13 protein-coding genes are annotated in these 16,926 nt (G+C 60.1%); 7 read left to right on the forward strand and 6 right to left on the reverse strand.

Annotated features, from left to right (window positions below):
* The first annotated feature begins 132 nt into the window (after positions 1–132).
* A complete protein-coding gene (locus tag KI231_RS18940; protein WP_103305243.1) occupies positions 133–1,005 on the forward strand; it encodes a LysR family transcriptional regulator in 873 nt (290 codons plus the stop codon).
* Positions 1,006–1,197: 192 nt separating this feature from the next.
* On the opposite strand, the gene KI231_RS18945 is transcribed toward KI231_RS18940, so the two are convergent.
* Entirely contained in the window at positions 1,198–2,058 is an 861-nt protein-coding gene (locus tag KI231_RS18945; RefSeq protein WP_212809560.1) for a LysR substrate-binding domain-containing protein, read from the reverse strand.
* 112 nt (positions 2,059–2,170) lie between these two features.
* On the opposite strand from KI231_RS18945, the gene KI231_RS18950 reads away from it, so the two are divergent.
* The 3 genes from KI231_RS18950 (at position 2,171) to KI231_RS18960 (ending at position 4,999) form a co-directional block, all read left to right on the forward strand.
* Complete coding sequence (locus KI231_RS18950; RefSeq protein ID WP_212809562.1) at positions 2,171–3,280, forward strand: 2-aminoethylphosphonate--pyruvate transaminase; 1,110 nt, start codon at positions 2,171–2,173, stop codon at positions 3,278–3,280.
* A gap of 151 nt (positions 3,281–3,431) precedes the next feature.
* The gene (gene phnX, locus KI231_RS18955) at positions 3,432–4,259 is read left to right on the forward strand and encodes a phosphonoacetaldehyde hydrolase (protein ID WP_212809564.1); all 828 of its coding nucleotides are present in this window, start codon (positions 3,432–3,434) and stop codon (positions 4,257–4,259) included.
* A gap of 191 nt (positions 4,260–4,450) precedes the next feature.
* Positions 4,451–4,999, forward strand: a complete 549-nt coding sequence (locus KI231_RS18960; RefSeq protein ID WP_212809566.1) for a cytochrome b — start codon at positions 4,451–4,453, stop codon at positions 4,997–4,999.
* A 207-nt stretch (positions 5,000–5,206) separates the two neighbouring features.
* Here KI231_RS18960 and KI231_RS18965 read toward each other — a convergent pair whose 3' ends face one another.
* Entirely contained in the window at positions 5,207–6,133 is a 927-nt protein-coding gene (locus KI231_RS18965; protein WP_212809567.1) for a 1-aminocyclopropane-1-carboxylate deaminase/D-cysteine desulfhydrase, read from the reverse strand.
* 145 nt (positions 6,134–6,278) lie between these two features.
* Complete coding sequence (locus KI231_RS18970; protein WP_103305237.1) at positions 6,279–8,318, reverse strand: oxidoreductase; 2,040 nt, start codon at positions 8,316–8,318, stop codon at positions 6,279–6,281.
* A 208-nt stretch (positions 8,319–8,526) separates the two neighbouring features.
* Here KI231_RS18970 and KI231_RS18975 point away from each other — a divergent pair, with 208 nt between their 5' ends.
* Together KI231_RS18975 and KI231_RS18980 are read left to right on the forward strand one after the other, a co-directional pair.
* On the forward strand, positions 8,527–9,654 hold the full coding sequence (locus tag KI231_RS18975; RefSeq protein WP_212809569.1) for a carbon-nitrogen hydrolase family protein: 1,128 nt from the start codon (positions 8,527–8,529) through the stop codon (positions 9,652–9,654).
* A gap of 3 nt (positions 9,655–9,657) precedes the next feature.
* Positions 9,658–10,698, forward strand: a complete 1,041-nt coding sequence (locus tag KI231_RS18980; RefSeq protein WP_212809570.1) for an AraC family transcriptional regulator — start codon at positions 9,658–9,660, stop codon at positions 10,696–10,698.
* A gap of 345 nt (positions 10,699–11,043) precedes the next feature.
* On the opposite strand, the gene KI231_RS18985 is transcribed toward KI231_RS18980, so the two are convergent.
* The gene (locus tag KI231_RS18985) at positions 11,044–11,889 is read right to left on the reverse strand and encodes a DUF2242 domain-containing protein (RefSeq protein WP_212809572.1); all 846 of its coding nucleotides are present in this window, start codon (positions 11,887–11,889) and stop codon (positions 11,044–11,046) included.
* 92 nt (positions 11,890–11,981) lie between these two features.
* A complete protein-coding gene (locus KI231_RS18990) occupies positions 11,982–12,881 on the reverse strand; it encodes a LysR family transcriptional regulator (RefSeq protein ID WP_212809573.1) in 900 nt (299 codons plus the stop codon).
* Between the two features lie 118 nt (positions 12,882–12,999).
* On the opposite strand from KI231_RS18990, the gene KI231_RS18995 reads away from it, so the two are divergent.
* Positions 13,000–14,205, forward strand: coding sequence for an MFS transporter (locus KI231_RS18995; protein WP_212809574.1), 1,206 nt, complete (start codon positions 13,000–13,002; stop codon positions 14,203–14,205).
* Positions 14,206–14,930: 725 nt separating this feature from the next.
* Here the strand turns inward: KI231_RS18995 and KI231_RS19000 are convergent.
* Positions 14,931–16,802, reverse strand: a complete 1,872-nt coding sequence (locus KI231_RS19000; protein WP_212809575.1) for a SurA N-terminal domain-containing protein — start codon at positions 16,800–16,802, stop codon at positions 14,931–14,933.
* Between the last annotated feature and the right edge of the window lie 124 nt (positions 16,803–16,926).

Here is a 16,926-nt window from a genome sequence, read left to right on the forward strand (position 1 = left end):
CCCTGCTGTCCGAGCGGGCAGTCAGCGATGGCGTGAGCGGATCAAAGCAATTACTGTTTAATAAATAAAATCGATTTATCGTATTTCACACATAAGCTCAGCTTGTTACTGACCGTTTAATCAGGAGCCACCATGTCTGTCTCCCACGCTCAGCTCAAAGCGTTTCATGCCGTGGCCGTACACGGAAGCTTCACCAAAGCCGCCGAGCGGCTTTTCCTCACGCAACCGGCGATTTCCGACCAGGTGCGCAAACTGGAAGAACGCTTCGGCGTTCTGCTGTTTCATCGCAATAAACGTTCGGTACGCCTGACGGATCTGGGCGAGCGCTTGCTGGCGATTACCCAGCGCCTGTTTGTGATTGAAGCCGAAGCACAGGAATTGTTGCAGGAGTCCCAGGCCTTGCAGACCGGCAGCCTGATTCTGGCGGTGGATGCGCCGGTGCATGTGCTGCCGCAGATCGCGCGATTTTGCGAGCGCTATCCGGGGATCAGCGTGAAGATCGAGACCGGCAACACCGATGAATCACTGTTTCGGCTGTTCAACTATCAGGCCGATCTGGCGCTGCTGGGCCGCGATGTCAGTGATGAGCGCTTGCTCTGCGTGCCACTGCGCAACGATCCGATGGTGGCGTTCGTGTCGCGCAATCATCCGTGGGCCGAACGCGAGTCGATCTGTCTGGCGGACCTCGACGACACGCCGCTGGTGTTGCGCGAACATGGTTCGGTGACGCGGCAGACGCTGGAAGAGGAAATGGCCCGGGCCGGATTTCGCATACGCCCGGCCATTCAGGTCGAAGGCCGGGAAGCGGCACGCGAGGCGGTGGTGGTGGGGATTGGTGTCGGGGTGGTGTCGGCGGCGGAGTTTGGTGCGGATTCGCGGGTGTGCGCATTGCCGATCATCGATTGCACCCGGCGCTTGACCGAGACACTGGTGTGTTTGCGCGAGCAGAGCTCGCGGCGGGTGGTGGCGACTTTCCTGGAGATGGTCCGGGAGAGTCTTGTGTAATCAGGACCTGCCCCATCGCTGGCAAGCCAGCTCCCACAGGGATTCAGCCGTTCACACATTTTGTGTACACCAGAAAAACCTGTAGGAGCTGGCTTACCAGCCCCCACAGGGATTCAGCCCGTTCACACATTTTGTGTACACCAGAAAAACCTGTAGGAGCTGGCTTGCCAGCGATGAATGCGCCACGGTGTATCAGACTGGTGCGAGACCAAAAAACGCCTGAATCAAGCGCAACTCCCGTCGCCGCTCCATGCAGCCGATCATGTGCCGATTGACCAATCCCTCGCCAATAATCGGAATCGCTACCACTCGCGGGTCATGGCTGACTTCCACCGAGGACACCACGCCCACCCCCAGTTCCGCCGCCACCGCTTCCGTTACTGCCTCGCGGCTGTCCAGTTCCAGCAACACCCGCGGCTGGATCGACGCCTGCGTACAGGCCTGGTCAAACGTGCGCCGGGTAATCGAACTCGGCTCACGCAGCACCATGATCACTTGATCCAGCTCTTTGAGTTTCACGTCTAAAGCGCGCGCCGCCCACGGATGCCCTGCCGGCACCAACGCGCAAATCCGCGACTCGCTCAGCGCCTGCAAATGCAAGCCTTTACGCGGTTCGACTTCGGTCAGCACGGCTACGTCGGCGTGTTCGGATAACAGCGCCGTCAGGGTTTCCTGCGCATTGCCCAAGCGCAGATTGACCGTGATCCCCGGATAGCGCGCACGCAGACTGGCGAGCATCGGCATCACCATGTGCGGGCCATCCGCCGCCACTTCCAGCCGCCCGGTGAGCAATTGCCGGTTGGCTTCGAGCATCGTCTGCGCTTCTTCCGCCAGCCCGAACATCGCCCGGGTAATGGCCGCCAGTTTGGTGCCCTCCTCCGTCAGTTCCACCCGTCGCGCAGTGCGTCGCAGCAAGGTGATCTGGTAGTGCTCCTCCAGCGCCTTGATGTGTCCGGTGACCGCCGGTTGGCTGATAAACAGGCGCGCGGCGGCACGGGTGAAGCTGCCCTCACGGGCCACGGCATCAAAGGCGCGGAGCTGGAACAGATTCATGAATAACTCTCACTGATGGCTGGCATAACAACAAACAATTTGATTGATGCAACGGCGAATTGCAACGTATGCCCCGTAGCTTCATCCCCCAGCGCAATCCGAGGACACACGAATGAGTATCGCCGAACCCATCCTGCTCACTCCCGGCCCGTTGACCACTTCGGCCCGCACCCGCCAGGCGATGATGGTCGACTGGGGGTCATGGGATGACCGCTTCAATCAACTGACCGCCAGCCTTTGCGAACAACTGCTGGCGATCCTCAATGGCGCCGCGACCCATGAATGCGTGCCCCTGCAAGGCAGCGGCACCTTCGCGGTTGAAGCGGCCATCGGCACACTGGTGCCACGCGACGGCAAAGTGCTGGTGCTGATCAACGGCGCTTATGGCAAGCGTCTGGCGAAGATCTGCGAAGTGCTCGGCCGATCTTTCAGTACCTTCGAAACCGCTGAAGACGAACCGACTACCGCTGCTGACGTCGATCGTCTGCTGCGCGCCGACGTCTCCATCACCCACGTCGCCTTGATTCACTGCGAAACCAGCACCGGCATCCTCAATCCGTTGCCAGAGATCGCCCAGGTTGTTCAGCAACACGGCAAACGTCTGATCATCGATGCCATGAGTTCCTTCGGCGCACTGCCGGTGGATGCGCAGCACGTGCCGTTCGATGCGCTGATCGCCGCGTCCGGCAAATGCCTGGAAGGCGTGCCGGGGATGGGTTTTGTTTTCGCTCGCAAAGAGTCGCTGGCTGCGGCGGCCGGCAATTCGCATTCGCTGGCGATGGACCTGTTCGACCAGCACGCCTACATGAAAAAAACCGGCCAGTGGCGCTTCACCCCGCCGACCCACGTGGTCGCGGCGCTGCACGAAGCCTTGCTGCAATACAACGAAGAAGGCGGCCTGCCGGCACGGCACGCGCGCTACGTCGCCAACTGTCAGGCCCTGATGGAAGAGATGGGCAAGCTGGGTTTGCGCAGCTTCCTGCCGGCGGCCATTCAGGCGCCGATCATCGCCACGTTTCATGCGCCGAAAGATCCGCGTTACCAGTTCAAGGATTTCTACGAACGGGTCAAGGCCAAGGGTTACATCCTCTACCCCGGCAAACTGACCCAGGTCGAAACCTTCCGCGTTGGCTGCATTGGTCACGTCAGCCCGGACGAAATGCGCCAGGCCGTCGCGGCCGTGGGCGAAGTACTGCGCGAGATGGAAGTCCTCGAAATCTGATCCGACTTGATCCCTGTGGGAGCGGGCTTGCCCGCGATAGCGGTATGACATTCAGCATAAATGTCGACTGAAAGTGCCCCATCGCGGGCAAGCCCGCTCCCACAGGATCGCCGAACCTTTTGAATAGCTTGTTCTCATAGGAATCTTTGCCATGAACTACACCAACCCAACCCAGCTGCAAGCCGCCATCCTCGACTGGGCCGGCACCGTGGTCGATTTCGGCTCGTTCGCACCCACGCAGATTTTCGTCGAAGCCTTTGCCGAGTTCGACGTCCAAGTCTCCATCGAAGAAGCCCGCGGGCCAATGGGCATGGGCAAGTGGGATCACATCCGCACTCTGTGCGATCAGCCACAAGTCGCCGAGCGTTATCGCAAAGCGTTCGGCCGCACCCCGACCGACGATGACGTCACCGCCATCTACAACCGCTTCATGCCCCTGCAAATCGAGAAAATCGCCGAGCACTCGGCGCTGATTCCCGGCGCGCTGGAGACCATTGCCAACCTGCGCCAACAGGGCATCAAGATCGGTTCCTGCTCCGGCTACCCGAAACAGGTGATGGACAAAGTCGTGGCGCTGGCCGCCAGCAACGGCTACGTCGCCGATCACGTAGTCGCCACCGACGAAGTACCCAATGGTCGCCCATGGCCGGCGCAGGCACTGGCCAACGTGATTGCCCTGGGTATTGACGATGTCGCCGCTTGCGTGAAGATCGACGACACCGTACCGGGCATCCTCGAAGGCCGTCGCGCCGGGATGTGGACCGTGGCGCTGATCTGTTCCGGCAACGCGCTTGGGCTTGATTACGCCGGTTTCCGTGCGCTGGGCAGCGACGAACTGGCCAGCGAGCGCAAGCGCATCCACGCGTTGTTCGAAAGTTCGCGCCCGCATTACATGATCGACACCATCAGCGATCTGCCGGAAGTAATCGCTGACATCAACAAGCGCCTGGCCAATGGCGAGATGCCGCAATCGAGTTGATCACCGTCTGAGCTCAAAGCCAAAACGCCAGTGTCTGCCCGACACTGGCGTTTTTTTATTGTCCATCCCCCTGACCCAGCGCATTGAAAGGCCGATCAGTCTCAAGCAAATCCGCCAAAGCGAATTACAGTTAAGACATGCCGTCGCGCAAGAACGGCCGTTTTCGACGCTGATCTGTGAGGAAACACCGTATGCCGTGGACAAGCTCCGAATCTCGCTACAGCACCGTATCGGTTCTGCTGCACTGGCTGATGCTGGTGTTGTTGGTGCTGGTGTACGCCAGCATGGAATTGCGCGGCCTGTTCCCCAAGGGCAGTGGAGGGCGCACGCTCATCAAGGAAGCCCACTACATGCTCGGCCTGACCGTGTTCGTGCTGGTGTGGTTTCGCCTGCTGGCCCGCAGCGTCGGCCCCGCCCCGCAGATTTTTCCTGCTTCGCCGCAATGGCAAACCGTGCTGGCTCGGCTGATGCACTGGGCGCTGTACCTGTTCATGATCAGCATGCCGATTCTCGGCTGGTTGATCACCAGCGCCGAAGGGCATCAGGTGATGTTCTACGGGTTTGATCTGCCGTTGCTGGTGGGTGAGGACAAAGCGTTCGCCAAACAAGTGGAAGGCTGGCACGTGCTGATCGCCACTATCGGTTACTGGCTGATCGGGCTGCACGCGCTGGCGGGGATCTATCACCATTACGTGGTGAGGGATAACACGATGTTGCGGATGATGCCCAAACGCGGCTGAAACGCTTTTGGAACATGCTGGATTCCCTGTGGTGAGGGGATTTATCCCCGATGGGCTGCGCAGCGGCCCCAATTCAGCCACCACTGGTCGTCCTGATTTACCGCATATTGAAGTTTTGGGGCCGCTTCGCAGCCCATCGGGGCGGTGCGACGTTTCGCTAAATCCCCTCGCCACAATAAATCCCCTCATGACAGAGATACGCTGCAATCAGGGGACGCGGTCGAATCCCCGTCGCCCCTGCAATCCGCCGGTATGCACGAAAATCAGCCGAGTGCCGCTGGCAAATCTACCCGCCTCGACGTGGCTCTTTAGCGCCAGCAACGCCTTGCCGGTGTAAAGCGGCTCCAGCAGCATACCGCTCGCCTGCTGGCTACGGTCGATAAACTCAAGCAGCCCAGCATCGACCCTGGCAAAACCGCCACGACTGGCATCAATCAATTCATACCCTGTATTGGCCATTCCAGCTTCGTGGAGGACTGCCTTGATCTGAGGCGCCACCCCATGATCCTCCGGCACCGCCAGCGCGCCATACACCGGATGCGCACCCGCCTCCGCCAGCACCAGCCCCGCCAAAGTGGTTCCGGTGCCACATGCGAGCCACCATCCGTGGTAATCGCTCCAGCCGAGATTCGCCAATTGCGCGTCCACCTGAACCTTCAGCGCCGCGCAACCCAACGCCCCAGGCAATCCACCGCCGCCCTCTGGCACCGCAAACAGCGTCGGATATTGCGCCTGCCACGGTGCCCAGAACCCCGGTTCATGCCGCGCCCGATAACCGCCGTAACCCAGCCAATGCAGCTGCATGCCGAACGCCTGCAAATCCCTCGCCGTGGGCGTTTCCTGCGCATGCCCACGCAATAGCCCGACCGTTTTGAAGCCTAGCCGTTTGCCCGCCGCCGCTAGCGCATGCAGATGATTGGAATGTGCGCCGCCGAGGCTGATGATGCCTTCGGCACCGGCCCGTTCGGCGGCCTTGAGATGTTCGGTAAGCTTGAACCACTTGTTGCCGCTGATCAGCGGATCGATCTGATCCAGGCGCAGGATCGCCACTTCAACATTGGCGGCAGTGAGCCAGTGGAGTTGAAGTGGTTCGAGAGGGGCTTGGGGTGGCCAATCGGAGGGAGGCAAAAACATGAGCGGCGATTCGATCTGGACAGAGCCAGCATTCTAGTCGCTCATAAGCAGCCATCGCGAGCAGGCTCACTCCTGCATTTGAAATGCGTCCACCTGTAGGAGTGAGCCTGCTCGCGATAGCCATTGGCACGCTAGGCCTGGGAAATCAGAGTTCGGCCGCCAGACGCGAGCCCTGGTTGATCGCCCGTTTGGCATCCAGCTCGGCCGCGACATCCGCACCGCCGATCAGGTGCACGTTCTGCCCGGCCTCCACCAGCCCGTCGTGCAGCTCACGCAACGGATCCTGGCCCGCGCAGATCACGATGTTGTCCACCGCCAACACCTGCGGCTCGCCGGTTTCGCCGATACGGATGTGCAGGCCTTCGTCGTCGATGCTCAGGTATTCAACGCTGTTGAGCATCTGCACCTGCTTGTTCTTCAGACCTGTGCGATGAATCCAGCCGGTGGTCTTGCCCAGACCGTCGCCGACCTTGGTTTTTTTGCGCTGCAACAGGAACACTTCGCGGGCCGGTGCATGTGGCTCAGGTTTGATCCCGGCGACACCACCCCGTGCCTCAAGGTGAGTGTCGATGCCCCACTCCTTCCAGAACGCGGCGCGATCCTGGCTGGTGGCCACACCTTGATGGACAAGGAATTCCGACACATCGAAACCGATACCGCCAGCGCCAATCACCGCGACACGCTTGCCGACCGGCTTGCGCTCAAGGATCACGTCGAGATAGCTCAATACCTTGGCATTCTCGACGCCCGGAATCGCCGGCACACGCGGCGCAATACCGGTGGCGAGGATGATCTCGTCATAACCGCCTTCCACCAGTTTCGCCACGTCGACACGGGTGTTCAGGCACACCTCGACATGGGTGGTCTGCAACTTGCGTTTGAAGTAGCGCAGGGTTTCAAAAAATTCCTCTTTGCCCGGCACACGCTTGGCGATGTTGAACTGGCCGCCAATTTCACTGGCCGAATCGAACAAGGTCACCTGATGGCCGCGCTCGGCCGCCACGGTGGCGGCGGACAACCCGGCAGGGCCGGCACCGACCACGGCGATTTTCTTGATCTGCTGCACCGGCAAATAGTTAAGCTCGGTTTCGTGGCAGGCACGCGGGTTGACCAGGCAACTGGTGAGCTTGCCGCCGAAGGTGTGGTCGAGGCACGCCTGGTTGCAGCCGATGCACGTATTGATTTCGTCGGCACGGCCTTCGGCAGCCTTGTTGACGAAGTCCGGGTCGGCGAGGAACGGCCGCGCCATCGAAACCATGTCGGCATCGCCCTCGGCCAGAATCTGCTCGGCGATTTCCGGGGTGTTGATGCGGTTGGTGGTGATCAGCGGAATGTTCACCGAACCGCGCAGCTTGGCCGTGACCTTGCTGAATGCCGCACGCGGCACTTTGGTGGCGATGGTCGGGATCCGCGCCTCGTGCCAGCCGATACCGGTGTTGATGATGGTCGCGCCTGCCTGCTCGATGGCTTTGGCCAGGGTGACGATCTCGTCCCAGGTGCTGCCGCCCTCGACCAGATCGAGCATCGACAGACGGAAGATGATGATGAAGTTCGGGCCGACCGCTTCGCGGACGCGACGCACGATCTCCACCGGCAGGCGCATACGGTTTTCGTAGCTGCCGCCCCAACGGTCGGTGCGGTGGTTGGTATGCGCGGCGAGGAACTGGTTAATGAAATAACCTTCCGAGCCCATGATCTCGACGCCGTCGTACTCGGCGGTCTGCGCCAGTACCGAACAGGTGACGAAATCGCTGATCTGCTTTTCGATGCCTTCCTCGTCCAGCTCTTTGGGCTTGAACGGATTGATCGGCGCCTGAATCGCACTTGGCGCAACTTGTTTCGGGCTGTAGGCATAACGTCCGGCGTGGAGGATCTGCATGCAAATCTTGCCGCCCGCTTCATGCACCGCGCGGGTGACGATGCGATGCTTGAGCGCTTCTTCCTCGGTAGTCAGCTTGGCCGCGCCGGAGTACACGCCGCCCTCATCGTTCGGGCCGATACCGCCAGTCACCATCAGGCCGACGCCGCCACGGGCACGTTCGGCAAAGTACGCCGCCATGCGCTCGAAGCCGCCCGGTTTCTCTTCAAGACCAGTGTGCATCGAGCCCATCAGGGTGCGGTTGCGCAGCGTGGTGAATCCCAGGTCCAGCGGGGCCAACAGGTGCGGGTAATGAGCGGTGGTCATCGGTAACTCCACAACGAGCGATCACGGAAAAATTGCGGGAGCTCTACGTCCCCCGTCAGTCATGTTCGACAGACTAAGAGTCGCATCGCTGTCACTCAATGACCGTAACTGACAAGTTAATGATCAAAATGCGCAGCGCCCCTTGGCAACCAGCGCCATGGGCCCTACCCTAGTCGCCACACCCTGTACCCGGCTGTTGTTGGTTTTCATGCGCAAACTTCTGTACCTGTTTTTCTCCATGGCCATCGTGGCCACCCTGACCACCTACGCCATGTGGGCGGCAGACCGGCCGGCGGGACATTACCTGTCGGACTTGCGCATCAAACTGGCGGTCGACCAAGGCACACCGGCCGACCGTGGCAATCTGCTAGGCATTCAGCCCGAACTGTTCCCTACCGATTATCAGAGCCCCGAGCGCCTGCACCGCAAACTCGCGGCCTATCTGCAGCAAGCGCAGGATCAGGGCCTGTTGAACGACAAAACTGTGGTGGTGTTGCCGGAACACATCGGCACCTGGCTGATGATCAGCGGCGAGAAAGATGAGTTGTATCAGGCGCCAAGTCTCGCCGAAGCGATGAACTGGCTGGCGGCGAGCAATCCACTGTTATTCGCCCGCGCCTGGCTCAGCGCCAAGGGCAGCGACCGCGTCAACGACGCGCACCTGCGCATGAAGTCGCGATCCATGGCCAAGGATTACCAGGCCCTGTTCGGTGGTCTGGCCAAGGAATTTCACGTGACGCTGGTAGCCGGCTCGATCGTGCTGCCCGAGCCCAGCATCCGTGATGGTCAGCTCAAACCCGGCAGCGGTGCGCTCTACAACAGCAGCGTGGTATTCGGTCGCGACGGTGCGCCCCTCGGCCAGCCGCAACGGCAGATGCATTCGGTGTTCGATCAGCGTGATGTCATCCAGGCCGGTGAACAGACAATCAACGTCGTCGACACCCCGGCCGGGCGCCTCGGCGTGTTGATCGGCAGCGACAGCTGGTATCCGGACAACTATCGCAAACTCGACGAGCAAGGCGCGCAATTGGTTGCGGTGCCGGCGCAGGTGTTCGGCCATGGCACGTGGGACAAGCCGTGGCGTGGCTATAAGGGGTCGAGCACACCGAGTTCGGTCAGCCTCAAGCCCGGTGAGGTCAGTGAAGGTCAGGCATGGCATCGCCTGACCCTGACTGCGCAACCGCCCAGCAGCCGCGCGATTGCCGGCATGAGCGTGTTTCTGCGCGGGCAGTTCTGGGACCTGTCGAGCTCCGGTCAAAGTTTTCTCAGCAGCAACGGTCAGCAGTTCGCCGATGGCGAAGCCCGTGGCGCCCGTTTGCTGAATATCTGGTTGTAAATGATGAAGCCGCTACCGATGCGTCTCGGGGATCTGTCGGTAGGTTTCGTGCATAGCCTCGTCGATGCCGTGCGCAGTCATGGCGCCGATCCCCAGCCGCTGCTTGAGCAATACGGTCTGGATGCCGCTCGTTTGGCCGAGGCCGGAGCACGGCTGTCGATTCCGCGTTATATGCGTCTGGGCCATAGCGCGATTCAACTGACGGAAGATCCGGCATTAGGCCTGCGCATGGGCCAGCTCAGCCGATTGAGCCAGGCGGGACTGGCCGGTGTGACCGCCGCGCAGGCGCCGACGGTGCGTGAAGCGGCCCGCTGCCTGATCCGTTTCGAGCCGTTGTACGGTTCCAATTATCGCGGCCAGTCGAGTTTCCACGAAGACGCCAACGGTGCTTGGTTGCGCTTCTATTCGATCAGCCCGTACAACGCCTACAACCGCTTTGTGGTGGACTCGATCATCGCTGGCTGGCTGCACCAGTTATCCAGCGTCGGTCGCGAACCATTGCGCGCCGAGCGCATCGACATCGAATTCGATGAACCGGATTATCGCGATGCCTATGCAACCCTGGGAGATAACCCGATTCAGTTCGGCGCCGAACGCAACCAATTACGCCTGAGCCTGAGCAGCCTCGCCCAGCGCAACCCCGAACACTGCCCGAGTACCTGGCGGCACTTGCTGCAACTGTGTGAACGGGAACTGGAACAACTGACCCGCACCCGCAGCCTGCGCGAACGCATCACGCAATTGCTCGGTCCGTTGCTCAACGGTGGGCGGGAACCGGATCTGGAGGAAGTGGCGGCGCGCCTGAAGCTGCCGACCTGGACCTTGCGGCGCAAACTGGCCGAAGAAGGCACGCAGTTTCGCGCGATCCTCAATGACACTCGCCGTGATCTGGCGATGACCTACATCCGCGACACGGAACTGGCGTTTGGCGAGATCGCTTACCTGCTGGGGTTTGCTTCAGCCGAAGCGTTCCAGCGAGCATTCAAGCGCTGGAGCAGCCAGACGCCTGGCGAATTCCGCCGCAGTCATCGCAAAACAGCCTGAAACCTCAAAGCTCGGTCGCGTCTTCCGCAGGCTCTGGCGGATCCAGCTCAAAGGCCTGGTATTCGAGCAGTTCTTCTTGATAGTCGTCCATTGTGTATTCCCCTACTGCTCTCTTCGTTTGTGTCCCGAGCATATCTTGCCCGTATGAAGGAATAGTGAAACGCGACCTTCATGGATAAAACGTAGCAGGCGGTCAGGAATTTATCATGGGATTTTTCAAGAAGGCCTGAAACCACTGTGGGAGCAAGCTTGTTCGCGAAAGCGTCGGCACATCCGACATCGATGTGACTGATCAACCGCTTTCGCGAGCAAGCCCGCTCCCACAGAAGGGTGCCCGGCGTTGGCTTATTGGCCGTTGGCAGGCAACGCCGGAATCGGCTCGGACGGCGGTGGGATGTTCGTCGGATTAGCCGGTGGCGTGATGGTTTCCGTGGTCGGCGCAGGTTCTGCGCTTGGTGCCGGAGTGATCGGCGTAGCGTCCACTGGCGGCGCAACCGGTTCGGAACTGACCGGGGCGGTCTCGACGGGAGCTGGTGCGGTCACGGCCGGGGCTGCCGGTGCAGGAGCGGTTTCAGCAGCCGGCGCCAGATTCGCCGGAGCCGCTTTCGGCTCAGGTACGCCCAGGTCGGTCTTGGGTTTCTCTTCGATGTGCGCCGCTTTCTTCGTCTCTGCCGGCAAGAACTGCTCGACCAGGGTAAAGAAGCGCTCATAGAACTTCTGCGCCGTCACCGTTTCACTGGCGACCTTGACCATCGAATCGTCCGACGAGCCGATCGGCATCGACACCGAGCCGAGCACACCGACACCCAGACTGGCCGAATTGTTGGTCTTCTTCAGTGCGTAGCGATCCTGCAGGGCGTTGGCGAACACCGTGGCGTGATGCTTGCCACTGGCATCTTCGGCACAGACCACGTTGAAACTGATTTCCAGGTGCGTTTCGCCGGTCTGCTGGAAGCTCTTGTGGCCGCTGACCAGTTTAGGGTCGCTGCTGGTGATGATGTAGCCCTGACTGAGCAACGCCCGGCGTGCCGCTTCGCAACTGGCGGTGTCGGTCACCGGATAATTGCGCGAGAACGTACCGGAATCATCGAAGTTTTCATGCTCATACATCGGCTTGTCTTTCGAACAGCCGGCAACAGCGGTCAACAACAGCGCCAACCCGACAACACGCATGGGAGTGGAAATCAACATTGAACATCCTGAGGGAAAACAGTCCGGGGCGTATTGTGCAACAGATCGTGACCCCGCGGCGTATGGATTAGTGTCTTAAAACGGTTACAACTCTATCGACCTTCGGCGTCGGGAAAAAGTCGCCTCGATAAATGATCGATGAAAACCCGCAATTTGGCGGTGGCATGGCGGCTCGACGGCCACAAGACCCAAAACTGCCCGGTGTGCTCCAGATACGCGTCCAGCACCCGCTGCAGGCGTCCCTGCGCGACCGCTTCAAGGGTCATGAAATCCGGCAGGCAGGCAATGCCCATGCCGGCGAATGCCGCGTGGGCAACGGCCTCAATGGACGTGCTGACCAGCCGCGCCGGCAATATCGGCTCTGCGGTGAAGGGTTCTCTACGCAAGGGCCACGGCTCCAGTTTGCCGGTGGCATGGAAGGTGTGGCGTAAACACGCGTGAGTCGCCAGCTCGGTGGGGGTTTGTGGCACACCGCGTTGCTGCAAATAAGCCGGGCTGGCCACCAACACCATATGAAATTCGCCCAACGGTCGTGCCATCAGCCGTGAATCACGCGGTTTGCCGGTACGGATGACAGCATCGAAACCCTCCTCCACCACGTCGACCATGCGATCAGTCAGATCCAGATCCAGTTCGATCTGTGGATACTGCGTCATGAATTCGTTCATGACCGGCATCACCAGCCCATGCACCTGCGGCAGGCTGATCCGCAACTTGCCGTGGGGTTGCGAAGCGGCATCGCACAGCTCGAACTCAGCCGCCTCGACCTCGGCGAGGATCTTGCGGCAACGCTCGAGAAACAGTGCGCCCTCGCTGGTCAGCGTGACACTGCGTGTGGTGCGATGAAACAGCCGTACGTTCAGCCGCGCCTCAAGTCGCGCAATGCTTTTACCCACCGCCGAAGACGACACCCCTTGCAACCGGCCAGCCTCAGTAAAACTGCGCGTTTCGGCGACCTGAACAAACACCGAAATACTGCCCAGGCTATCCATACCAACCCTCCATTGACGACATCCATGTCCGATATGTTCGGAACCATAACCTGTTTTTCGCCAATGCGCAGCGCTCTACCCTGTGTCCCTCGTCAACTCTGCACAGGGATGCTGGCTCATGAACGACGCACCACTCACCTGCACTACGCTCGATAATCCACCCGCAACCGCCGAACGCTTACCGCTCGCCGCGTTACTGGCGCTGGCGACCGCCGGTTTCATCACAGTAATGACCGAAGCCATGCCGGCCGGCCTGTTGCCACAAATGAGCAGTGGCCTGAATGTCTCTCAAGCGCTGATCGGGCAACTGGTCACGCTCTACGCCATCGGCTCGATCGTCGCCGCCATACCGCTGACCATCGCCACTCGCGGCTGGCGTCGCCGACCACTGCTGCTGTCCGCCATCGGCGGCTTTGCCATTGCCAACAGCATTACCGCCGTGTCTGAGCTGTACTGGCTGACCCTGACTGCACGGTTCATCGCCGGCGTGTTTGCCGGCCTGCTCTGGGCCCTGCTCGCCGGATTCGCAAGCCGAATGGTCGCCCCACACCTGCAAGGTCGCGCGATCACCGTGGCCATGCTCGGCGCACCGATTGCACTGTCCCTGGGAATCCCCGCCGGCACCCTGCTCGGCACCCTGATTGGCTGGCGTCTGAGCTTCGCAATCATGACCGCATTGACCGTGCTGCTGGTGATCTGGGTACGCTGGCAAGTGCCAGACTTCCCAGGCGAGCGTGCCGGCAAACGCCTGCCACTGCGTCAGGTCTTCACCCTGCCAGGCGTGCGACCGGTGCTGTTCGTAACCCTGTCCTACGTGGTTGCACACAATCTTCTGTACACCTACATCGCGCCATTCCTGCAACTGTCAGGATTGGGCGGTGAAATCGACCGGGTGTTGCTGGCATTCGGCGTGGCGTCAGTACTGAGCCTGTGGATCGTTGGCAGCCTGATCGACCGCTGGCTGCGCGAATTGGTGCTGATCAGCGCAATCCTCTTCATGTTTGCAGCCATCGCCCTGGGCATCTGGCGCGAATCGCCAAGCGTGGTCTACATCGCCACAGCCGTGTGGGGACTGGCATTCGGCGCCATGCCCTCGCTGCTGCAAACCGCTTCAGCGAAAGCCGCGAAGGACGCCGCCGACACCGCCCAGTCGATGCTGGTCACGCTGTGGAATGTCGGCATAGCCGGAGGGGGACTGGCGGGTGGACTGCTGCTGGACAGCGTGGGGGTCGAGCACTTTCCGTGGATCGTCGCGGTGCTGCTGGTCACGACCTTCTATGCCGCTACCAATGCTCGACACCATGGATTTCCACGAGCGGCATAATGCTCAATGGTTTAAATACCCTCGCAACACCCGACCGGATATCCCCCGGCGATGCCGAGATTCCCTGTGTAGGGCTGCCGCAGGCCACGATCTTTTGATCATCACAACGTCAAAGTCAAAAGATCGCAGCCTTCGGCAGCTCCTAGAGAGCATGAGAATACCCGCCAGAAATTAGTGGCCGTAACACTGCCTTCGGAAGCAAGCCCCCCTCCCACAGTTTGAAACAGGTTCACCAGCCAGAGATTGGTCGGCTGTCAGCCCGCCATCGCTGGCAAGCCAGCTCCCACAAAGAAATGCGTAGACCCCAAACGCGGCGCATGCCGCCCCACTCAACACAATGAGCGTTAGCTCGAGTACCGCCTTTGACCTTCACCACTCAACACAATGAGCGTTAGCTCGAGTACCGCTCTTGATCTAAATCGCCCGTCGGAAGGCTGAGCGGAGGGGTTCATCCGGGGAGGACATCGAGAGGAGGTGCAGCGAAGCAAACCGGAGGCGATGCCCCGGATGAACCCCGGAGCGAAGGAACCCGAGCCACAGCGAGGGCCGTACGTCAGGGTAAAGCCTTTTTGGTTACTTTTTCGGCGTCTGGAAAAAGTGACCCGCCGTAAGGGCGGAACCCTAATCAGCCACACCCACAGCAACGGATCCACCAACAATCACCCGCCCAATAAAAAAGCCCCGACCAATCGGCCGGGGCTCCCTTATCAAATCTCAGTCAAACATCAGAACTTCTTGATGTCAGCCTGACTCTCCAACTGCTTGCGATACGCCGCAAAGTCCTGCTGACCTTCACGCGACGCCAGGAAGCGACGGTACTGGACCTTCTCTTCATCAGTCGGCGCAGCCGCTTCGTTAACGCCATTCAGACGCACGATCATCAGACTGCCATCCGGCAACGTCACGCTGCTGAACGTCGGTTTGTCCTTGGCAGCCGGTTTCGGCATACGGAACAGCGCTTGCAACACAGCAGGATCAACCCCTTCCTGACCACGAGTGGCCGCTTCAGTGGTTTTCCAGTTCTGCCCTTCAACAGCCTTGTCCAGCGGCGCCTTGCCATCGCGCAGATCGGCGATCAGCTTCTCGGCCTTGGTCTTGGCAGCAGCGCTGGCCTGCTCTTTGGTCAGCTGGGTGCGAATCGCCGCACTCACGCTTTCCAGAGGCAGTTGCGCAGGCTTCAGATGCTCCTTGGAGCGCAGCACAATCACAGTTTCCGGATCCAGTTCGATGGCGGTGCTGTTGGCACCTTCATCAATCACTTCAGTGCTGAATGCGGCAGTGACCACGGCACGGTTAGCGGCAACACCTTCACCGCCTTCACGGCCAAACGGCTTGGAGGTGTGCACGGTCAGCTTCAGATCCGCCGCTGGCTGAGCCAGGTCAGATGCTTCGAACGCGGAGTCTTCCAGTTGCTTGGTCGCTTCGACGAAACGTTGCTCAACCTGCGCTGCTTTCAACTCGCGGGTCAGCTTGTCTTTCAGGCTGGCCAGCGTTGGCACTTCAGGCGCTTCCACACCCAACAGTTTGATCAAGTGGTAACCGAAGTCGGTGCGCACCGGCTCCGACACCTGATCTTTGGCCAAAGAGTACAAAGCTTTTTCGAAGGCAGGGTCATAGACGCCAGGACCGGCATAACCGAGGTCGCCACCATTGTTGGCCGAACCCGGGTCCTGCGAGAACTCCTTGGCCAGCGCTTCGAACTTCTCGCCCTTGGCCAGACGCGCCTGGACTTCTTCGATCTTCGCTTTGGCCTGAGCTTCGGTGATCTTGTCGTTCACTTCGATCAGAATGTGCGCGGCACGACGCTGCTCCGACAGGTTGGCGATCTCTTTTTGATACGCCGCCTGCAGGTCTTCGTCCTTGACGGCGACCTGATCGAAGAACGAAGACTTCTTCAGCTCTACATAGTCGATGATCACCTGATCCGGAGTCATGAACTCCTTGGCGTGTTCATCGTAGTAAGCCTTGACTTCGTCGTCGGTCAGTTTGACCGCAGCCGGGTCAGCCTTGATGTTCAGCGTAGCGAAATCACGGGTCTGTTTTTCCAGACGGGCGAATGCCATCACTTCGGCGTCAGTGACAAAACCGCTGCCCGCCACACCGGCGCGCAGTTGGCCGATCAGCATTTCCTGAGCCAGCATCTGGCGGAACTGCATACGGCTGTAACCCAGTTGACGGATCACCTGGTCGAAACGCTCGGAGCTGAACTTGCCGTCGACCTGGAATTCAGGTGTCTGCAGGATCACTTGATCCAGCGCGCCTTCGGAGAAAGCGAATTTCGATTGTTCTGCGCCTTGCAGCAGCAGCTTGCGATCGATCAGTCCCTTGAGGGCCGATTCGCGGAGCATTTTCTCGTCAAGCAAAGAAGCATCGAAGTCCTTGCCCAACTGTTGCATCAGCTGACGGCGTTGCATATCAACCGCCTGGCTCAGCTCGTTCTGGCTGATTTCTTCACCGTTGACCTTGGCCGCCTCATTCTTGTGAGTGGCGGCCTGGAAAATGGCGTCGAAACCGGTCAACGCCATCAGCAAAATGATGGCTCCGATAATGGTCTTGGCAATCCAGCCTTGTGAATTGTCCCTGATATTCTGCAGCATGCGTCCCCCAGAAACGGTTGAACTTCAAAATTAGGCAACCGTGGAGCGTGGGTAGAATCCGGATAGAAGAAAGGCGCATCCGAGGATGCGCCTTCTCGTAACTGGCGGAGCGGACAGGGCTCGA

Origin of the sequence: Pseudomonas sp. Seg1 (assembly GCF_018326005.1) — a bacterium.
Classification (GTDB): domain Bacteria; phylum Pseudomonadota; class Gammaproteobacteria; order Pseudomonadales; family Pseudomonadaceae; genus Aquipseudomonas.

Excerpts from the sequence above, each read along its gene's own strand:
- KI231_RS18940 (WP_103305243.1), top strand. The coding sequence starts at position 133 with ATGTCTGTCTCCCACGCTCAGCTCAAAGCGTTTCATGCCGTGGCCGTA.
- KI231_RS18945 (WP_212809560.1), bottom strand. The coding sequence starts at position 2,058 with ATGAATCTGTTCCAGCTCCGCGCCTTTGATGCCGTGGCCCGTGAGGGC.
- KI231_RS18950 (WP_212809562.1), top strand. The coding sequence starts at position 2,171 with ATGAGTATCGCCGAACCCATCCTGCTCACTCCCGGCCCGTTGACCACT.
- phnX (WP_212809564.1), top strand. The coding sequence starts at position 3,432 with ATGAACTACACCAACCCAACCCAGCTGCAAGCCGCCATCCTCGACTGG.
- KI231_RS18960 (WP_212809566.1), top strand. The coding sequence starts at position 4,451 with ATGCCGTGGACAAGCTCCGAATCTCGCTACAGCACCGTATCGGTTCTG.
- KI231_RS18965 (WP_212809567.1), bottom strand. The coding sequence starts at position 6,133 with ATGTTTTTGCCTCCCTCCGATTGGCCACCCCAAGCCCCTCTCGAACCA.
- KI231_RS18970 (WP_103305237.1), bottom strand. The coding sequence starts at position 8,318 with ATGACCACCGCTCATTACCCGCACCTGTTGGCCCCGCTGGACCTGGGA.
- KI231_RS18975 (WP_212809569.1), top strand. The coding sequence starts at position 8,527 with ATGCGCAAACTTCTGTACCTGTTTTTCTCCATGGCCATCGTGGCCACC.
- KI231_RS18980 (WP_212809570.1), top strand. The coding sequence starts at position 9,658 with ATGAAGCCGCTACCGATGCGTCTCGGGGATCTGTCGGTAGGTTTCGTG.
- KI231_RS18985 (WP_212809572.1), bottom strand. The coding sequence starts at position 11,889 with ATGTTGATTTCCACTCCCATGCGTGTTGTCGGGTTGGCGCTGTTGTTG.
- KI231_RS18990 (WP_212809573.1), bottom strand. The coding sequence starts at position 12,881 with ATGGATAGCCTGGGCAGTATTTCGGTGTTTGTTCAGGTCGCCGAAACG.
- KI231_RS18995 (WP_212809574.1), top strand. The coding sequence starts at position 13,000 with ATGAACGACGCACCACTCACCTGCACTACGCTCGATAATCCACCCGCA.
- KI231_RS19000 (WP_212809575.1), bottom strand. The coding sequence starts at position 16,802 with ATGCTGCAGAATATCAGGGACAATTCACAAGGCTGGATTGCCAAGACC.